13 protein-coding genes are annotated in these 15,995 nt (G+C 66.5%); 12 read left to right on the top strand and 1 reads right to left on the bottom strand.

The window, feature by feature from the left end; genetic code table 11:
- The first annotated feature begins 108 nt into the window (after positions 1 to 108).
- The 7 genes from QCE63_RS05545 to QCE63_RS05575 all read left to right on the top strand — a co-directional run bounded on the left by QCE63_RS05545 (position 109) and on the right by QCE63_RS05575 (position 7,649).
- Positions 109 to 645 carry a fimbrial protein gene (locus QCE63_RS05545; RefSeq protein WP_309831303.1) on the top strand — a complete coding sequence of 179 codons (537 nt, stop codon included), beginning with the start codon at positions 109 to 111 and terminating at the stop codon, positions 643 to 645.
- Between the two features lie 33 nt (positions 646 to 678).
- A complete protein-coding gene (locus QCE63_RS05550) occupies positions 679 to 1,476 on the top strand; it encodes a fimbria/pilus periplasmic chaperone (RefSeq protein ID WP_309831306.1) in 798 nt (265 codons plus the stop codon).
- Positions 1,477 to 1,622: 146 nt separating this feature from the next.
- Positions 1,623 to 4,274 carry a fimbria/pilus outer membrane usher protein gene (locus QCE63_RS05555; protein WP_309831308.1) on the top strand — a complete coding sequence of 884 codons (2,652 nt, stop codon included), beginning with the start codon at positions 1,623 to 1,625 and terminating at the stop codon, positions 4,272 to 4,274.
- 45 nt (positions 4,275 to 4,319) lie between these two features.
- Positions 4,320 to 5,429 (top strand): fimbrial protein, encoded by a 1,110-nt coding sequence (locus QCE63_RS05560; RefSeq protein WP_309831310.1) that lies wholly within the window; start codon positions 4,320 to 4,322, stop codon positions 5,427 to 5,429.
- A gap of 65 nt (positions 5,430 to 5,494) precedes the next feature.
- Positions 5,495 to 5,998 carry a fimbrial protein gene (locus tag QCE63_RS05565; protein ID WP_309831311.1) on the top strand — a complete coding sequence of 168 codons (504 nt, stop codon included), beginning with the start codon at positions 5,495 to 5,497 and terminating at the stop codon, positions 5,996 to 5,998.
- A 110-nt stretch (positions 5,999 to 6,108) separates the two neighbouring features.
- On the top strand, positions 6,109 to 6,906 hold the full coding sequence (locus tag QCE63_RS05570; protein ID WP_309831313.1) for a hypothetical protein: 798 nt from the start codon (positions 6,109 to 6,111) through the stop codon (positions 6,904 to 6,906).
- Positions 6,906 to 7,649 carry a class I SAM-dependent methyltransferase gene (locus QCE63_RS05575; RefSeq protein ID WP_309831315.1) on the top strand — a complete coding sequence of 248 codons (744 nt, stop codon included), beginning with the start codon at positions 6,906 to 6,908 and terminating at the stop codon, positions 7,647 to 7,649. Before QCE63_RS05570 ends, QCE63_RS05575 begins: the two co-directional genes overlap by 1 nt.
- 57 nt (positions 7,650 to 7,706) lie before the next feature.
- Here the strand turns inward: QCE63_RS05575 and QCE63_RS05580 are convergent, their stop codons facing one another.
- The gene (locus QCE63_RS05580) at positions 7,707 to 7,889 is read right to left on the bottom strand and encodes a rubredoxin (RefSeq protein ID WP_309831317.1); all 183 of its coding nucleotides are present in this window, start codon (positions 7,887 to 7,889) and stop codon (positions 7,707 to 7,709) included.
- Positions 7,890 to 8,131: 242 nt separating this feature from the next.
- Here QCE63_RS05580 and QCE63_RS05585 point away from each other — a divergent pair, with 242 nt between their 5' ends.
- The 5 genes from QCE63_RS05585 to QCE63_RS05605 all read left to right on the top strand — a co-directional run bounded on the left by QCE63_RS05585 (position 8,132) and on the right by QCE63_RS05605 (position 15,956).
- Entirely contained in the window at positions 8,132 to 8,539 is a 408-nt protein-coding gene (locus QCE63_RS05585; RefSeq protein ID WP_309831319.1) for a DUF4399 domain-containing protein, read from the top strand.
- 149 nt (positions 8,540 to 8,688) lie between these two features.
- Positions 8,689 to 10,623: an ATP-binding cassette domain-containing protein gene (locus tag QCE63_RS05590; RefSeq protein ID WP_309831321.1), complete on the top strand. Its 1,935-nt coding sequence runs from the start codon at positions 8,689 to 8,691 to the stop codon at positions 10,621 to 10,623.
- Positions 10,624 to 10,981: 358 nt separating this feature from the next.
- Positions 10,982 to 12,961, top strand: a complete 1,980-nt coding sequence (locus tag QCE63_RS05595) for a DNA topoisomerase IV subunit B (RefSeq protein WP_309831323.1) — start codon at positions 10,982 to 10,984, stop codon at positions 12,959 to 12,961.
- 54 nt (positions 12,962 to 13,015) lie between these two features.
- Positions 13,016 to 15,334, top strand: a complete 2,319-nt coding sequence (gene parC / locus QCE63_RS05600) for a DNA topoisomerase IV subunit A (RefSeq protein ID WP_309831325.1) — start codon at positions 13,016 to 13,018, stop codon at positions 15,332 to 15,334.
- Between the two features lie 163 nt (positions 15,335 to 15,497).
- Positions 15,498 to 15,956 carry a CopD family protein gene (locus QCE63_RS05605; protein ID WP_309807778.1) on the top strand — a complete coding sequence of 153 codons (459 nt, stop codon included), beginning with the start codon at positions 15,498 to 15,500 and terminating at the stop codon, positions 15,954 to 15,956.
- The last annotated feature ends 39 nt before the right edge of the window (positions 15,957 to 15,995 follow it).

A 15,995-nucleotide genomic window follows, 5' to 3' on the forward strand; every position in this document is an offset into this window, starting at 1 on the left:
AAAGTCCTGCAAATTCCTGACAACGCTTTCAGATGGAATTCATGTTCAACGACGATCCCTTCGCGCAGCGCGGGCGATCGATTGGTCACGATCAATCAGGACAAGAAAATGAAGAAGAACGTGCTCGCACTCGTTGCCCTGCTGGCTGGCGCTGCCTGCGGCGCGGCGCATGCTTCCGGCGGTACGTTGACGATCAACGGCCAGCTCACGGCCAGCACCTGCCAGGTCAGCGGCAATGGCGGAACCGGTGACTTCACCGTCACGCTGCCGACCATCGCGGCGTCGGACTTCGCCGAAGCCGGGCGTTCCGGCGGCAACACGCCGTTCAATCTCGCCTTGACCAATTGCACGCCGGACACAGGCAACGTGCATGCCTTCTGGGAGAGCGGCGCCAACACGCTGCCCAACGGCAATCTCAAGAACACCGGGACGGCAAGCAACGTCGAAGTCCAGCTGGTCGACGTGAACAACGGCTTGAAGGTCATCGATGTGAGCAAGACGGATGGCGCGCAGAACGCCCAGGACGTCGCGATCGCGGGCGGCCGGGCCACGCTGCGGTACGCGGCGCAGTACACCACGCCCACGGGCGGCGCGACGGCCGGCACGGTGAGCACGGTCGTGACGTACTCGATGTCGTATCAGTGACCGGCCCGAGCCCGGCGCCACGGAGACAGTCAGATGAGATTCCGACGACGAGGCCCCGAGCCCGCGGCCGCGCGAGCGCTTACGGCGCCGTTCGTCGGCCTGCTCGTCGCGCTGTGGCTGGCGGTGGCGGTGGCGCTGGCGCTGGCGGCGGTGCCGGCCTGCGCGTCGGTCGTCATCGCGGGTACGCGGGTGATCTATCCGGCAGCAGAACAGGAAGTGACGCTCAGGCTGTCGAATGTCGGCAAGTCGCCGGCGCTTGCCCAGGTGTGGCTCGACGAGGGTGATCCGAAAGTCGACCCGAGCCTGCTCAATCTGCCCTTCATGCTGACGCCGGCGCTCGCGCGCCTCGACCCGGGCAAGGCGCAGACGGTCCGTATCGTCTACACCGGCGAGCCGATGCCCCCGGATCGCGAGAGCCTGCTGTGGTTCAACCTGCTCGACGTGCCGCCCAGTCCGGCCGAAGCCATGACGGGCCCTAACTACGTGCAGCTGGCTTTCCGCACCCGGCTCAAGTTCTTCTTCCGTCCGGCTGGCGTGGCCGGCCGGGTCGACGATGCGCCGGGCACGCTCGTATGGCGCATCGTCACCGAAGGCGGCAAGTCTGCGCTGCGGGTGTCGAATCCGTCGAGCTACTACGTCACGATCATTTCGGCCCGCGTTGGCGGGAGCGAGCCGGTCGCCCGGTTCGATGCCGGCGACATGGTCGCACCGGGCGGCGCAGTCTCGCTGCCGCTGTCGGCCACGCCCGCCCAAAGCGGCACAGTGTCCTTCACCACGCTCGATGACTACGGCGCGCCGGTGAAGCACGAAGCGTCGCTCAAATTCAAGTAACACGCGCCCGGCGTGACCGGATGATCTCCCGTCCGCCGCCGCGCCTGTCTTCGCATTACCGCAATCGGATTGATCAACCCTCGCACCTCGATGCCGGCGCGTCCCTGCGCCGGCAGGGGGCGCTTTCGCCTGTTCGCCGGGCATCCATGAAGAAGAATCGCTGCTCGAGGCCGCGCGCGTCCAACCGCGATGTCCTGTCGCTGAGCCCGGCTGGCGTCGCGGTGTTGCTGGCGGTCGTCGCCGCGCATGCCAGGGCGGACAGCGCGGCGCTCCCGCCTGCGAATGCGCGGCCGGACGCGGCTGCGCCGACCGGTGAGGCCCGCGCGCTCGCGTCGCGGGAACCCGCTGCGCCGGAGTCCGCGACGGTGCGCTTCAACGCACGGTTTCTGAGCGGCAGCGCGGCGGCGCAACTCGATATCAGCCGTTTCGATCGCGGCAATCTCGTCGCGGCGGGCACTTATCACGCCGACCTGTACGTGAACCAGACCTGGATCGGCACGACCGATATCACCCTGCGCGAGGTGAACGGCCCTGGCACGGCCGCGCAGCCGCTGTTCGACCGCGCGCTGCTGACGCGTATCGGCGTGGATTTCACGAAGCTGGGCGATGCCGCGCGCGCGAGGCTCGACACCGCGAAGGCCGCGCTGCTGCCAGAGCTGATACCCGGCGCGAGCGCCGTGTTCGACATGGGCGAACAGCGCCTCGACGTCAGCGTTCCGCAGGCCTCGATGAACCGCACCGCGCGCGGCTGGATTGATCCGAAGTTCTGGGACGACGGCGTCCCGGCGGCGCTCGTGCAGTACAGCGGCAATGTCTATCGCGCGAACGGCAACGGCGTGTCGAACACGCAAGGCTATCTCGGCGTGAATGCCGGCGTGAACCTGGGTCCGTGGCGCTTCCGGTATGGCGGCAACCTCACCGGGGCGACGAACGCGGGCGTGCGCGGCCAGAGCATCCAGAGCAACGCGCAGCGCTCCATTGCGCGGCTGAAGAGCCAGTTCACGCTGGGCGACACCTACACGGACGGCTCGGTTTTCGATTCGTTCGGCTTGCGCGGCGTGCAGATCGGCACCGATGACCGTATGGTCCCCGAATCGCAGCGCGGCTATGCGCCGACCGTTCGCGGCATCGCCAACACGAACGCCCGGGTGCAGGTCACGCAGCGTGGCAACCTGATCTACGAGACCACGGTGGCGCCGGGTCCGTTCGAGATCGACGATCTCTATGCGACGGGTTACGGTGGCGACCTGCAAGTCACGGTGACCGAAGCGGACGGCAGCCGGCACACGTCGCTGCTGCCCTACGCCGCGCCCGTCAACGCGCTGCGCGAAGGACGGTGGCGCTACAGCGTCGCCGCGGGCCAGTACCGCAACGCCACGGGCAGCAACACGCCGTTCGTGTTGCAGGGCAATGTCCAGCACGGCCTCAATCGTTTCATGACGCTCTACGGCGGGACTATCGTCTCGTCCGGCTACGGTGCGGTGGCGGCGGGCGTGGCGCTCGACACGCCGGTCGGCGCGTTCGGCTTCGACGTGACCCAGGCGAACACGTCCCTGCCGAATGTGCCGTCACGCGGTGGCCAGAGCCTGCGCGTGTCCTACTCGCGCAGCTTCGCGCCGCTGCGAACCGATGTCACGCTTGCCGCCTATCGCTATTCGACGCAAGGCTTCCTCAGCTTCGCGGACGCGATGACCCTTCGCGATGCCGCAACGGCGGGCAATGTGTCCGCGCTGACGGGCAGGCAGAAGGGACGGCTCCTGCTGACCGTGAATCAGAGCCTGCGCGATTACGGCTCGATGTATCTGTCCGGTTCCACCCAGATCTACTGGAACCGGTCCAGCCGCGATACCTCGTTCCAGGCCGGCTACAACACGTCGATCCGTCGCGTGGGCGTGAACGTCTCGGTGTCGCGGGAACTCGATTCGAGCACGGCTCGCTGGGGCACGCGCTTCATGATGAGTCTCTCTGTGCCGCTGAGTCTCGGCGCGCGCCACGCGAACTCGGTGACCAGCTTCACGCGCGATTCCCGCGACGGCAGCAGCCAGCTCCAGTCGTCGTTCACTGGCGCGGCCGGTGCGAATCATCGCCTGAACTATGGCGTCACGACGGGGCGGCAGTGGCGCGGCGCGCAAACGGACGACAGCGTCAACGCGAATCTCGGCTTTCTGTCGTCGGCCGCGCAGATGCAGCTGAATGCCGGCCGCGCCAACGGCTACACCCAGGTGGGCGGCGGGCTGTCGGGTTCGATCGTCGCGTACGGCGGCGGCGTCGTCGTGTCGCCGCAGAGCGGCGACACCTTCGCCGTGATCGAGGCCGACGCCGCCGCGGGCGCGAATGTATCGAGTGCGCCGGGCGTGCGCATCGACAGGCACGGCCACGCGCTGATCGCGGGCTTGCAGCCTTACGCGCTCAATCAGGTCGGCATCGACATGAAGGGCTTGCCGATCGGCCTGCGCCTGAAGACCACGGAACAGCGCTTTGCCCCGACCGCCGGCTCGGTCGTGCGCGTGCAGTTCGACACGGAAGATCGCGGACCCGTGATGCTCGTGCGCATCAGGCGCCCGGACGGCCAGCCGGTGCCGTTCGGCGCGGAAGTGCTGAACCCCCAGGGCGACGTCGTGGGCACGGTGGGACAGGGCAGCCGCGCGCTGGTCTACGGCAGAACGGGCGGGGACGAATGGACAGTGAAGTGGGGTGAAGGCGCCGGGGGACGGTGCCGGATGCGTGTCGAATGGCCGGCTGCTTCGAAGGCACGGAGCCGGGCGATCGCGGCGTTTGCGGAAGCGAGTTGCCGATGAGGTTTGCACATCCAACAGGGCAAGCCGGGCAAAGAGATCAGGAAGATGGACACGAACACAAAGCGCTTCAACCTCAGACCGGCCGCATGGTTGCGGCTCATCGCACTGACGGCGGCGGGGCTGGCACGGGAAGCGGCCGCGTGCAACCCCGATCCCTCCGCGACCTGCTACACGTGCTCGGCCCCGCAGACGCTCACGCTGCCCGCAAGCCTTTCGGTGGCGTCCGACCTGCCGCCCGGCGCGCTTTTGACCCAATGGGTGACGAGCGGCCTCGTGGAGTTTGCCTGCAAGACGCAGAACGACACGGTCGGGGTCATCATGAATCTGAACGGTGACGCAACGACGCGCACGGGTGTCGAGGTCCCATACAACGGCGCGAGCATTCCCGTGCTGGCCACCGCCACGCAGGGCATCGGGATCGCCATCGCCATGCAGTTCGAATCCGCGGACGGCTCGACGACCCCATGGCAAGGCACGCGCAAGGGCGGTCCAGCGTATTCCGACGCGTCGAGTCCGTTGCTCGCCGGCCAGACGGGCACGAAGACAGTCGGCGCACGGACGTCCATCGCACTCGTGAAGACCGGCCGCTTGCAGACAGGCGGGCAGGTGGGCGGCGAGCAGATCATGACCCTTCAGCCCTACGTGAACACTGCACTTTCGCCGACGCTTCCGATCTCGACGGTCCTCAGCATGGTCCTCCCGATGACCTGCACGACGCCGGACCAGAGCGTCGACGTCGGCACGTTCATGGTCTCGGATTTTCCGGCGGTCGGCTCGCTGTCGCCGCCGCTGCCGGGCAAGGGGATGTTGAACGTGCAATTTCTCAACTGTCCCGGCGGCACCGACGACCCGGGCACGCTGACCGGTTCGATTCACTCCGTCACGTACACGATCTCGCCGCAATTTGGCGAGGCGGCGAACAACGTCGCCGCATTGCAGCCGGCGGCGGGCTCGGCGGGCGGCGTGGGTGTGCAGTTGCTTGACAACCGCACGGGCCAGGTCGTGCCGTTCGACACCCGGCAGACCCTGGCCGGCTACAGCAGTTTCTCCGGCGGCAACTATCAAGTACCGCTGACCGCGCGTTTCTACCGGACAGGCCCGGTCACGCCGGGCAACGCGAGCACGATCATGACCATGACCGTGCTCTATCAATGACGGGCTCGCGCCCGCCACTCTCTCGACCTCTCGACGGAGCGTACCGAATGCGCGGCATCCGGCTCATGACAGCCGTTTCGATGATGCTGGGCGCCCCCGCGGCGCTCGCCAGCTCGCAGGCCACCTTCAGCTTCTACGGCTCGATTCTGGCGTCGTCCTGCTTCCCGAACCCTGCAACGCTGCCGCAGGTCGTCACGCTGGCTACCGTGCCGGTCGCGGACTTCACCGGCGCCACGAGCGGCGCGAAGGCGTTCGTCATCGAGCTGTCCGGCTGTCAGCCGGAAACGTCGTTGACGATGTCCGTGAGCGGCACGACCGATACGCTTCCCACCGTGCTCAAGAACCTCAACGGCAGCGCCGCGCGGGTCGGCGTGCAACTGCTGCTGGCAAGCGGGCCGGGCGCGACCACCGGCACGCCCATTCCAATCAATGGCGACGCCGTACCGCTGGGCACCAGCGGGCCGACCGGCACGATGATCATCCCGCTGGTCGCGCAGTACTACCGGCTCGGTGGGATGTCGGCGGGGACGGTCGGCGTCACCGCGACCGTGACCTTCACCTATGACTGAAACGACTGCCACGACTGACACCGCTGGACTTCTAGCGGAATCGAAACGAGCGACGCCATTTCCACCCATAATGCGCATGTTTTGGCCACGCCCTTCCGGCTCAACCACCCATGACGGAAATCCAGACCGCGGTGCTCGTCTTCGTGCTGCTGCTGGCCAGCACGGGCCTGGGCGCCATCGTGCGGCCGCTGTTGCCCGAGGAACACAAGGCGCAGGAAACCGTGCAGCTGGTCCAGTTGCTGGTCGGCATGCTGGTGACCTTCGCGGCGCTCGTGCTCGGTTTGCTGACCGCGTCGGCGAAGACCGGCTTCGACACCACCAACAACGACATGCGCACCTACGCCACCGTGCTCATCGAGCTCGACCGCACGATGCGCGACTACGGTCACGATCTCGATGACGCCCGCGCGCTGCTGCGCACCTACACGGCGGCGGCGATCGCCAGCACCTGGCCCGACGAGCCGCGTCCCACGGGCGACTATCCGGCCATTGCGCCTTCCCCCAAGAACGGCGATCTCGCGAGCCCCGAACTCGGCGCGCTGCTCGGCCAGGCCCAGCACAGCGTGCGTCTGCTGCAGCCGTCCGACGCCTATCACCGCGCGCTCGCCGACGAAAGCGCCGGGCGCTTCGAGCAGCTCATTGCGCTGCGCTGGAAGCTGATCGAGGAGGCGCACGGCTCGCTCTCCTATCCGTTCGACCGCATCCTGGTGGGATGGCTGCTCATCATCTTCCTGTGCTTCGGCCTGATCGCGCCGCGCAACGCGCTCTCGCTGGTGACGATCATGCTCGGCGCGCTGTCGATCGCCTCCGCCGTGCTCGTGATCGTCGACCTCGACACGCCCTTCAGCGGTCCGATCATGATCGCCAGCCAGCCGCTGCGCGACGCGCTCGCTTATCAGAGTCACTGATGCTCTACACCGATCCGCGCCTGGTCGCGCTCTACGACCTCCTCAATCCGTTTGCCGCCGATACGGCGTTCTATCTGTCGCTGGCCGATGGGGCCGCGCATGTCGTGGATCTCGGCTGCGGCACCGGGCTGCTCGCCTGTGAACTGGCGCGGCGCGGCGTGCGCGTAACCGGCATCGATCCGTCGCCGGCCATGCTGCGCGTGGCGCGGGCGCGTCCGGAAGGCGACCGGGTGACCTGGATCGAAGGCGACTCCGGGGCGCTGCCGTTCGTCGGCGCGCCGGCGGATTTGCTGGTGATGACGGGGCACGTCGTGCAGGTGCTGCTCGATGACGCCGCGTTGCAGGCCGCGCGCCGCGCACTGCGTCCGGGCGGCCGCATCGCGTTCGAGAGCCGTCATCCGGCGGCGCGGGCATGGGAGGACTGGACCCCGGAGCGCTCGATGAAACGCATCGAGGCCCCCGGCGGCGGCAAGGTCGACGTGTGGCAAGAGCGGCACGCGCAACCCGATCCGGCGACGACGGGCCGCGTCGCGTTCACGACGCATTACCGGTTTGTGTCGAAGCCGGGCGGGACGGAGGCCGTCGAGACGCTCAGCGCCGAGAGCGAGTTGTGCTTCTGGACGGCTGACGCATTGACGGACTTGCTGAAGCGCGCGGGTTTTGCGCACATCGACTGGTATGGAGACTGGATGCGCGCGCCGCTGGATGAGACAAGCCGGGAGTTGATCGCGGTGGCGCGCTGACTGCCGCCCGGCGCCCGCTGGCGGAACGTCCGCCGCGCGGGCACGCGGCCGCAACGATCAGAATTCGACGGCGACGAAATCCGCCTTGCCGACATCGCACAGCGGGCAGCGCCAGTCGGCGGGAATGTCTTCGAAACGGGTTCCGGCCGCGATGCCTTCGTCGGGCAAGCCTTCTTCCTCGTTGTAGACCCAGCCACAAATCAGGCAGACCCAGCTTTTGAATTCGATGACTTCGCTCACGGCAGACTCTTGATTCCAGAAAGAATGAACGCGCCGCGCTGAACACGCCCGGACGGGGAGGAGCGCGGCGAGCCGCATCTTACAGGAATCTCCCGTTGGCCCGCGCGGACGCGACGACGCGCCGCGCCGCGCCCGCTTCGCGGTCGTCCCGATTTAACGGCCGGAACGCCCGGTGTATGCTGCTGCGAATTCCCGGCGCCGCAGCCGCGCCATCGACCGGTTTACCTTGCATGGAGAAAACGATGTTGAAGAAGACGCTGTTGGGTGCGGTGCTGTCGGGCGCGGTGCTGATGTCCTTCACGAGCGCCGCGCAGGCGCAGGCGCGGGTCTATTTCGTCCAGCCGAAGGACGGCGCGACGGTCACGAGCCCGGTGCATGTGCAATTCGCCGTCGACGGCATGTCGATCTCGCCCGCCGGCACGATGACCGAGGGCACCGGCCACCATCACGTGCTGATCGACGGCAAGCCGCTGCCGAAAGGCACGGTGATTCCGGCGAACGATACGTCGTTGCATTACGGCAAGGGCCAGACCGAAGCCGATATCAGGCTGCCTCCCGGCGATCACACGCTGACGCTGCAATTCGGCGACGGCGCGCATCGCTCGTACGGTCCGGAGATGAGCCAGACCATCAAGATCCACGTGCAGTAACCCGCCCAACGGCCGGCCGCACGATTTCGGTCGTCCGTTCGGCCAGCAGGGAGGCGCACGACCCTCGCGCCCGGCACGCCCGGTACAATGAGCGCTTCCCTTGATTGCCGGGCACGCCGGCAATCCTTCGCCCTTCATCCGGTTTTCCCATGTCGCTTTATTCCATTTCGGACGCGCAGCTCGCGTTCGGCCACGTTGCATTGCTGGACCACGCCGACTTCACGCTCGAAACGGGCGAGCGGGTCGGGCTGATCGGCCGCAATGGCGCGGGCAAGTCGTCGCTGCTCAAGATCGTCGCGGGCCTCGCTGCGCCCGATGACGGCCTCATCACGCGTCAGGGCGAGCTCTCCACGGTCTACGTGCCGCAGGAGCCTGAATTCGATCTCGACGCCACCGTGTTCGACGTCGTGGCCTCGGGCCTCACCGAGGCGCGCGCGCTGCTGGACGAGTTCGATGCCGTCACGCATGCGCTCGCCGACACGCCCGAAGGCGCGGAGCACGACACGCTGCTGTCGCGCATGAACGCGCTGCAGGCGGCGCTCGACACGCGCGATGCCTGGAACTGGCGCACCCGTGTGGCCACCACGCTCGCGCAGATCGGCCTGGACGGCGACGCCCGCACCGGCGCGCTGTCCGGCGGCATGAAGAAGCGCGTGGCGCTGGCGCGCGCGCTGGTGGTGCAGCCGGACGTGCTGCTGCTCGACGAACCCACCAACCATCTCGACTTCGAAGGCATCCGCTGGCTGGAAGACCTGCTCGTCACGCTGCGCTCGGGCCTGTTGTTCATCACCCACGACCGCGCGTTCCTCGACCGCGTGGCCACGCGTATCGTCGAGCTGGATCGCGGGCGTCTGCTGTCGTATCCGGGTAATTTCAGCGCGTACCAGACTCGCAAGGCGCAGCAACTCGAAGTCGAGCAGGTCGAACAGGCCAAGTTCGACAAGCTGCTCGCGCAGGAAGAAGTGTGGATCCGCAAGGGCGTCGAGGCGCGCCGCACGCGCAGCGTCGGGCGCATTGCGCGGCTGGTCGACATGCGCAATGAGCGCGCCGAGCGCCGCAACGTGCAGGGCAACGTCAGGCTGGACGTGGGACAAGGCGAGAAGTCCGGCAAGATCGTCGCTGAACTGACCGAGGTGACCAAGCGCTATGGCGCGCGCACCATCGTCGACACGTTCACGGCCACGGTCATGCGCGGCGACAAGATCGGCTTCGTCGGTCCGAACGGCGCGGGCAAGACCACGCTGCTCAAGCTGATCCTGGGCGAACTGCAGCCCGACGAAGGCCGCGTGCGCACCGGCACCAACATCCAGGCGGCGTACTTCGACCAGATGCGCGCGCAACTCGACCTCGACAAGTCGCTCGCCGACACCATCAGCCCGGGCAGCGAATGGGTCGAGGTGAACGGCGTGAAGAAGCACGTGATGAGCTATCTCGGCGACTTCCTGTTCGCGCCGGAGCGCGCCCGTTCGCCGGTGCGCTCGCTGTCGGGCGGCGAACGCAACCGCCTGCTGCTGGCGCGGCTGTTCGCGCGGCCCGCCAACGTGCTGGTACTCGACGAACCCACCAATGACCTCGACATCCCCACGCTCGAACTGCTCGAGGAACTGCTCGCGGACTACGACGGCACCGTCCTGCTCGTAAGCCATGATCGCGCGTTCCTCGACAACGTCGTGACGTCGGTGTTCGCGGCGGAGGGCGGCGGTCTGTGGCGCGAATACGTCGGCGGTTTTTCCGATTGGCAGATTCAGCGCGAACGTTCGGAGCGCATCGCGGACGAGGCGGCGCGTCAGACCGCGAAGGAAGCGCCGAAGGACGAGACGCCCAAGGACAGCGCGGCGGGCCGCAATGCGCAGCGCACCGTGAAGCTGTCGTTCAAGGACCAACGCGAGCTGGAGGGGCTGCCGGCGCGCATCGCCGCACTGGAAGAGGAGCAGAAGTCGATCGGCGCGCGGCTTGAGGACGGCTCGGTCTTCGCGCGCGATGCGAAGGAAGGCGCGCGTTTGTCGGAGCGGCACGCGGCGATCGAAGAGGAATTGCTGGTGGCGCTGGAGCGTTGGGAGGAACTGGAAGCAAAACGGAAATGACGCGCGTGCCCGGCGCGATGGGTGTAATGGTCGCGACGGGCGCAAGCGGCGCCCGGTCCCGGCCCGAGGCCGTATCACCGCTCCACCAGCCGGGTGTTTTACGCTCCCGAGGTGGGCGCGGCGAGCGAAAAACGCTATTCTCCTAGCGCGGCACGGAGCACCGGGCGGGTCGACACCCCGCCGCAGGCCGTTCCGGCCAGGCAATTCCATCAGCATTCGCCGGCATGCCGGGCGTCACGCGAGCGTCACGTTGCAGCACTTTTCCGCGCGCGCCCGGGAGCCGGATCCACGATCAACTATGTCCACGAAAAAATCCAGCGCAATGGCGACAGGAACCGACCGAGGCAAGCGGCCTGTCATGCACGCCAAGGCAGCCGGTTACAGCGAAGCATCGATCAAGGTGCTCAAGGGCCTGGAACCGGTCAAGCAGCGGCCCGGCATGTACACGCGGACCGAGAATCCGCTGCACATCATTCAGGAAGTGATCGACAACGCCTCCGACGAGGCCTTGGGCGGCTACGGCAAGCAGATCACCGTCACCGTGCACAATGACAATTCCGTGTCCGTCGAAGACGACGGCCGCGGCATTCCGTTCGGCCTGCATCCGGAAGAGGGCGTGCCGGTCGTCGAGATCGTGTTCACGCGACTGCACGCGGGCGGCAAGTTCGACAAGGCCGCGGGCGGTGCCTATACGTTTTCGGGCGGGCTGCACGGCGTCGGCGTGTCGGTGACGAATGCGCTCGCCACACGTCTCGAAGTCACCGTCTGGCGCGACAACAAGATCGCGCAGCTGGCGTTCTCCAATGGCGATGTCGTCGAGGAACTCACGACGCGCGCGGGCGAACGCGGCGCGAAGAAGAACGGCACCCGCGTGCGCGCGTGGCCGAACTCGAAGTATTTCGATTCGCCGAACCTGCCGCTCGGCGAACTGCAACGTCTGCTGCGCTCGAAGGCCGTGCTGTTGCCGGGCGTCGAAGTCGTGCTCGTCATCGAGAAAACCGGCGAGCGCCAGACCTGGAAGTATAAAGACGGCCTGCGTGGCTATCTGCTCGAAGGCATGGGCGGCAGCGAACTGCTGATTCCGCTCTTCGAAGGCGAACGCTACGCCGAAAGCTCGAAGAACACCGAGGAAACCTTCGCGGAAGGCGAAGGCGCGTCGTGGGTCGTCGCGTGGAGCGAGGAGGGGCCGCTGCTGCGCGAATCCTATGTCAACCTGATTCCGACGCCCGCCGGCGGCACGCACGAATCCGGCCTGCGCGACGGCCTGTTCCAGGCCGTGAAGAACTTCGTCGAGATCCACAATCTGCAGCCGAAGGGCGTCAAGCTGCTCGCGGAAGACGTGTTCGCGCGCGTGTCCTTCGTGCTGTCGGCCAAGGTGCTCGATCCGCAGTTCCAAGGTCAGATCAAGGAGCGTCTCAACAGCCGCGATGCCGTCAAGCTCGTCTCGTCGTTCTCGCGGCCCGCGCTCGAGTTGTGGCTCAACCAGCACGTCGAATTCGGCAAGAAGCTCGCGGAACTGGTGATTCGCCAGGCGCAGGCGCGCACCCGCGCCGGCCAGAAGGTCGAGAAGAAGAAAAGCTCGGGCGTCGCGGTGCTGCCCGGCAAGCTGACCGATTGCGAATCCACGGATATCAGCCGCAACGAGATCTTCCTGGTCGAGGGCGATTCGGCGGGCGGCTCCGCGAAGATGGGCCGCGACAAGGAATTCCAGGCCATCCTGCCGTTGCGCGGCAAGGTGCTGAACACCTGGGAAACCGAGCGCGACCGGCTTTTCGCGAACAACGAAGTGCATGACATCGCGGTGGCCATCGGCGTGGATCCGCACGGTCCGGACGAGCAGGTCGACTTGTCGAATCTGCGCTACGGCAAGATCTGCATTCTGTCGGACGCGGACGTGGACGGCGCCCACATCCAGGTGCTGCTGCTCACGCTGTTCTTCAAGCATTTCCCGCAGCTGATCGAACGCGGCAATGTGTGCGTCGCGCGTCCGCCGCTGTTCCGTGTCGACGCCCCCGCGCGTGGCAAAAAGCCGGCGCAGAAGCTCTACGCGCTCGACGAAGGCGAACTCGAAGCCATTCTCGACAAGCTGCGCAAGGACGGTGTGCGCGAGACCGCGTGGACCATCAGCCGCTTCAAGGGCCTGGGCGAGATGAGCGCCGAGCAGCTCTGGGACACGACCATGAACCCCGACACGCGCCGCCTGCTGCCCATCGCGCTGGGCGATCTCGGCTTCGACCTCACGGTGTCGCGCATGACGATGCTGATGGGCAAGGGCGAAGCGGCATCGCGGCGCAGCTGGCTCGAAGAGAAGGGCAACGAGGTCGAAGCGGACATCTGAGCCCGACCTGATCCCGACTTGAGCAGGACCTGAGACTCGCATAACGGAAATTCGATGGGAACCACAGACGATCTCTTCGCCGCCCAGACCGCACCGGAAGGCGAACAACTGATGCTCGGCGAGTACGCCGAACGCGCTTACCTCTCCTACGCGGTGAGCGTGGTGAAGGGCCGCGCGTTGCCGGACGTGTGCGACGGCCAAAAGCCTGTACAGCGCCGTATTCTGTTCGCGATGAACGAGATGGGCTTGTCGAACAACGCGAAGCCGGTGAAGTCGGCGCGCGTGGTCGGCGACGTGCTGGGCAAGTATCACCCGCACGGCGACCAGTCGGCGTACGACGCACTGGTGCGGCTCGCGCAGGACTTCTCGATGCGCTATCCGCTCATCGACGGGCAGGGCAACTTCGGCTCGCGCGACGGCGACGGCGCCGCGGCCATGCGCTACACCGAAGCGCGCCTGACGCCCATCGCGCATCTGCTGCTCGATGAAATCGACCAGGGCACGGTCGACTTCATGCCGAACTACGACGGCTCCTTCGAAGAGCCGAAGCTCTTGCCCGCGCGCCTGCCGTTCCTGCTGCTGAACGGCGCGTCGGGCATTGCGGTCGGCCTCGCGACGGAAGTGCCGTCGCACAATCTGCGCGAAGTCGCGCAGGCCGCTGTCGCGATGATCCGCGACCCGAAGATCGGTCACGCCGGCCTGATGGAAAAGCTGCCCGGACCCGACTTTCCAGGCGGCGGGCAGATCATCTCGTCGCAGGCCGAAATCTCGGCGGCCTATGAAAGCGGGCGCGGCAGCCTCAAGGTGCGCGCGCGCTGGAAGATCGAAGACCTCGCGCGCGGACAATGGCAGGTGGTGATCACCGAACTGCCGCCGGGCGTGTCGAGCCAGAAGGTGCTCGAGGAAATCGAGGAACTCACCAATCCGAAGATCAAGCTCGGCAAGAAGACGCTCACGCCCGAGCAGGCGCAGACCAAGCAGACCCTGCTCGGCCTGCTCGACGCCGTGCGCGACGAGTCCGGCAAGGACGCCCCGGTGCGGCTCGTGTTCGAACCGAAATCGAGCCGCCTTGACCAGACCGAGTTCGTCAATTCGCTGCTCGCGTATACGAGCCTCGAATCGAATGCGTCGATCAATCTGGTGATGATCGGCTCGGACGGCCGTCCGCGGCAGAAGGGCATCGTCGAGATCCTGCACGAGTGGGTCGGCTTCCGCTTCGTCACCGTGACGCGGCGCACGCAGCATCGGCTCGGCAAGGTCAACGACCGCATCCATATTCTCGAAGGACGGATGATCGTCTTCCTGAATATCGACGAAGTCATCCGCATCATTCGCGATTCCGACGAACCGAAGCAGGCGCTGATCGCGCGCTTCAATCTCTCCGACCGCCAGGCCGAGGACATTCTCGACATCCGTTTGCGTCAACTGGCGCGCATGGAAGCGATCAAGATCGAGCAGGAACTCAAGGACCTGGGCGAAGAGAAGGCGAAGCTCGAAGAACTGCTCAACAGCGATACCGCGATGAAGCGTCTGCTCATCAAGGAAATCGAAGCCGACGCGAAGCAGTATGGCGACGACCGCCGCACGCTGATCCAGCAGGCCACGCGCGCGACCTTCGAAGCGCGCGTCGTCGATGAACCGGTGACGGTCGTCGTGTCGCAGAAGGGCTGGGTGCGCGCGCTGAAGGGACATGGACTCGATCCGGCCGGCTTCACCTTCAAGCAGGGCGATGGTCTCTACGCGGCCTTCCAGGCGCGCACACCCGACGCGCTGGTGGCGTGGGGCAGCAAGGGCCGGGTGTATTCGGTGTCCGTCGCGGCGTTGCCGGGCGGACGGGGCGACGGCGTGCCGGTCACGTCGCTGATCGAACTCGAATCGGGCACGCATCTGCTGCATTACTTCGCGGCGAATGCGGAGCAACAACTGCTGCTGGCGTCGAGCAACAGCTTCGGCTTCATCGCGAAACTGGGCGATCTCGTGAGCCGCCAGAAGGCGGGCAAGGCGTTCATGACCATCGACGAAGGCGCGGCGCCGCTCGCGCCGATGCCGGTCATTCCGGGCGCGGCCTATGTGGCGTGTCTGTCGAGCGCGGGACGCTTGCTGGTGTTCGGCATGGACGAGATGAAGACGCTCTCCGGCGGCGGGCGCGGCGTGACGCTGATGGCGCTCGATCCGAAGGAAACGCTGCGCCAGGCGCTCGCCATCGATGCGCGCGGCGTGGTGATGATCGGCACGGGGCGCGGCGGCAAGATCAGGGACGAGAAGCTGGCCGGCTCGCAACTGCAATTGCATCTCGGCAAGCGGGCGCGGAAGGGAAGGGCGCCGGATTCGTCGCTGAAGGTGGCGGAACTGAGGCCGGTGTTCGAGGGATAAGCATCAAGGCTGCTTTTGGCATCGTATGGAACGCCTCGCCGCGAGCATGCGGCGAGGCGTTTTTATTTGGCTTCTTGCCGAATACACAGGAACTGGTGGGCGGCGTCCTAGTCGAACGGCCAAACTTGAATCCCGAAGCCCACGACGTCAGCTCAAAACCACAATGAACAAAGCCATCGAAGCCGCGCTCTTCCTGCATCTCCTCGGCGTTGCCGTATGGATCGGCGGAATGATCTTCGCGCATTTCTGCCTGCGTCCCGCGCTCGGCGACCTCACGCCGCAACTGCGCCTGCCGCTGTGGGAAGCCGTCTTCACGCGCTTTTTCAACTGGGTCGCGGCGTCGGTGCTCGTCATCCTGCTCTCGGGCGGCTTCCTGCTGGCCGAATTCGGCGGCACGCACGCTGCGTTGCCACTGCACGTAATGGCCGGCCTCGGCGTCGTGATGATGCTGATCTTCGGGCACATCCGCTTCGCCGTGTTTCCGCGTATCCGGCGCGCGGTGCAGGCGCAGAACTGGCCCGACGGCGCGCGCGCCGTCGGAACCGTGCGCAGGCTCGTCGTGATCAATCTGGTGTTGGGTATCGTGACGATTGGTGCAGCGGTGTTGTCACGCGGTCTGTGAAGGGGGTCTGGGGCTGAGGCGGCGCGGCTTGCGGCTCCA

The organism is Caballeronia sp. LZ065, assembly GCF_031450975.1.
In the GTDB taxonomy this organism is placed as follows: Bacteria; Pseudomonadota; Gammaproteobacteria; order Burkholderiales; family Burkholderiaceae; genus Caballeronia.

Coding starts and splice junctions, on each gene's coding strand:
- QCE63_RS05560 (WP_309831310.1), top strand. CDS start 4,320: ATGGACACGAACACAAAGCGCTTCAACCTCAGACCGGCCGCATGGTTG.
- QCE63_RS05565 (WP_309831311.1), top strand. CDS start 5,495: ATGACAGCCGTTTCGATGATGCTGGGCGCCCCCGCGGCGCTCGCCAGC.
- QCE63_RS05570 (WP_309831313.1), top strand. CDS start 6,109: ATGACGGAAATCCAGACCGCGGTGCTCGTCTTCGTGCTGCTGCTGGCC.
- QCE63_RS05595 (WP_309831323.1), top strand. CDS start 10,982: ATGCACGCCAAGGCAGCCGGTTACAGCGAAGCATCGATCAAGGTGCTC.
- QCE63_RS05585 (WP_309831319.1), top strand. CDS start 8,132: ATGTTGAAGAAGACGCTGTTGGGTGCGGTGCTGTCGGGCGCGGTGCTG.
- QCE63_RS05575 (WP_309831315.1), top strand. CDS start 6,906: ATGCTCTACACCGATCCGCGCCTGGTCGCGCTCTACGACCTCCTCAAT.
- parC (WP_309831325.1), top strand. CDS start 13,016: ATGGGAACCACAGACGATCTCTTCGCCGCCCAGACCGCACCGGAAGGC.
- QCE63_RS05545 (WP_309831303.1), top strand. CDS start 109: ATGAAGAAGAACGTGCTCGCACTCGTTGCCCTGCTGGCTGGCGCTGCC.
- QCE63_RS05550 (WP_309831306.1), top strand. CDS start 679: ATGAGATTCCGACGACGAGGCCCCGAGCCCGCGGCCGCGCGAGCGCTT.
- QCE63_RS05555 (WP_309831308.1), top strand. CDS start 1,623: ATGAAGAAGAATCGCTGCTCGAGGCCGCGCGCGTCCAACCGCGATGTC.
- QCE63_RS05590 (WP_309831321.1), top strand. CDS start 8,689: ATGTCGCTTTATTCCATTTCGGACGCGCAGCTCGCGTTCGGCCACGTT.
- QCE63_RS05605 (WP_309807778.1), top strand. CDS start 15,498: ATGAACAAAGCCATCGAAGCCGCGCTCTTCCTGCATCTCCTCGGCGTT.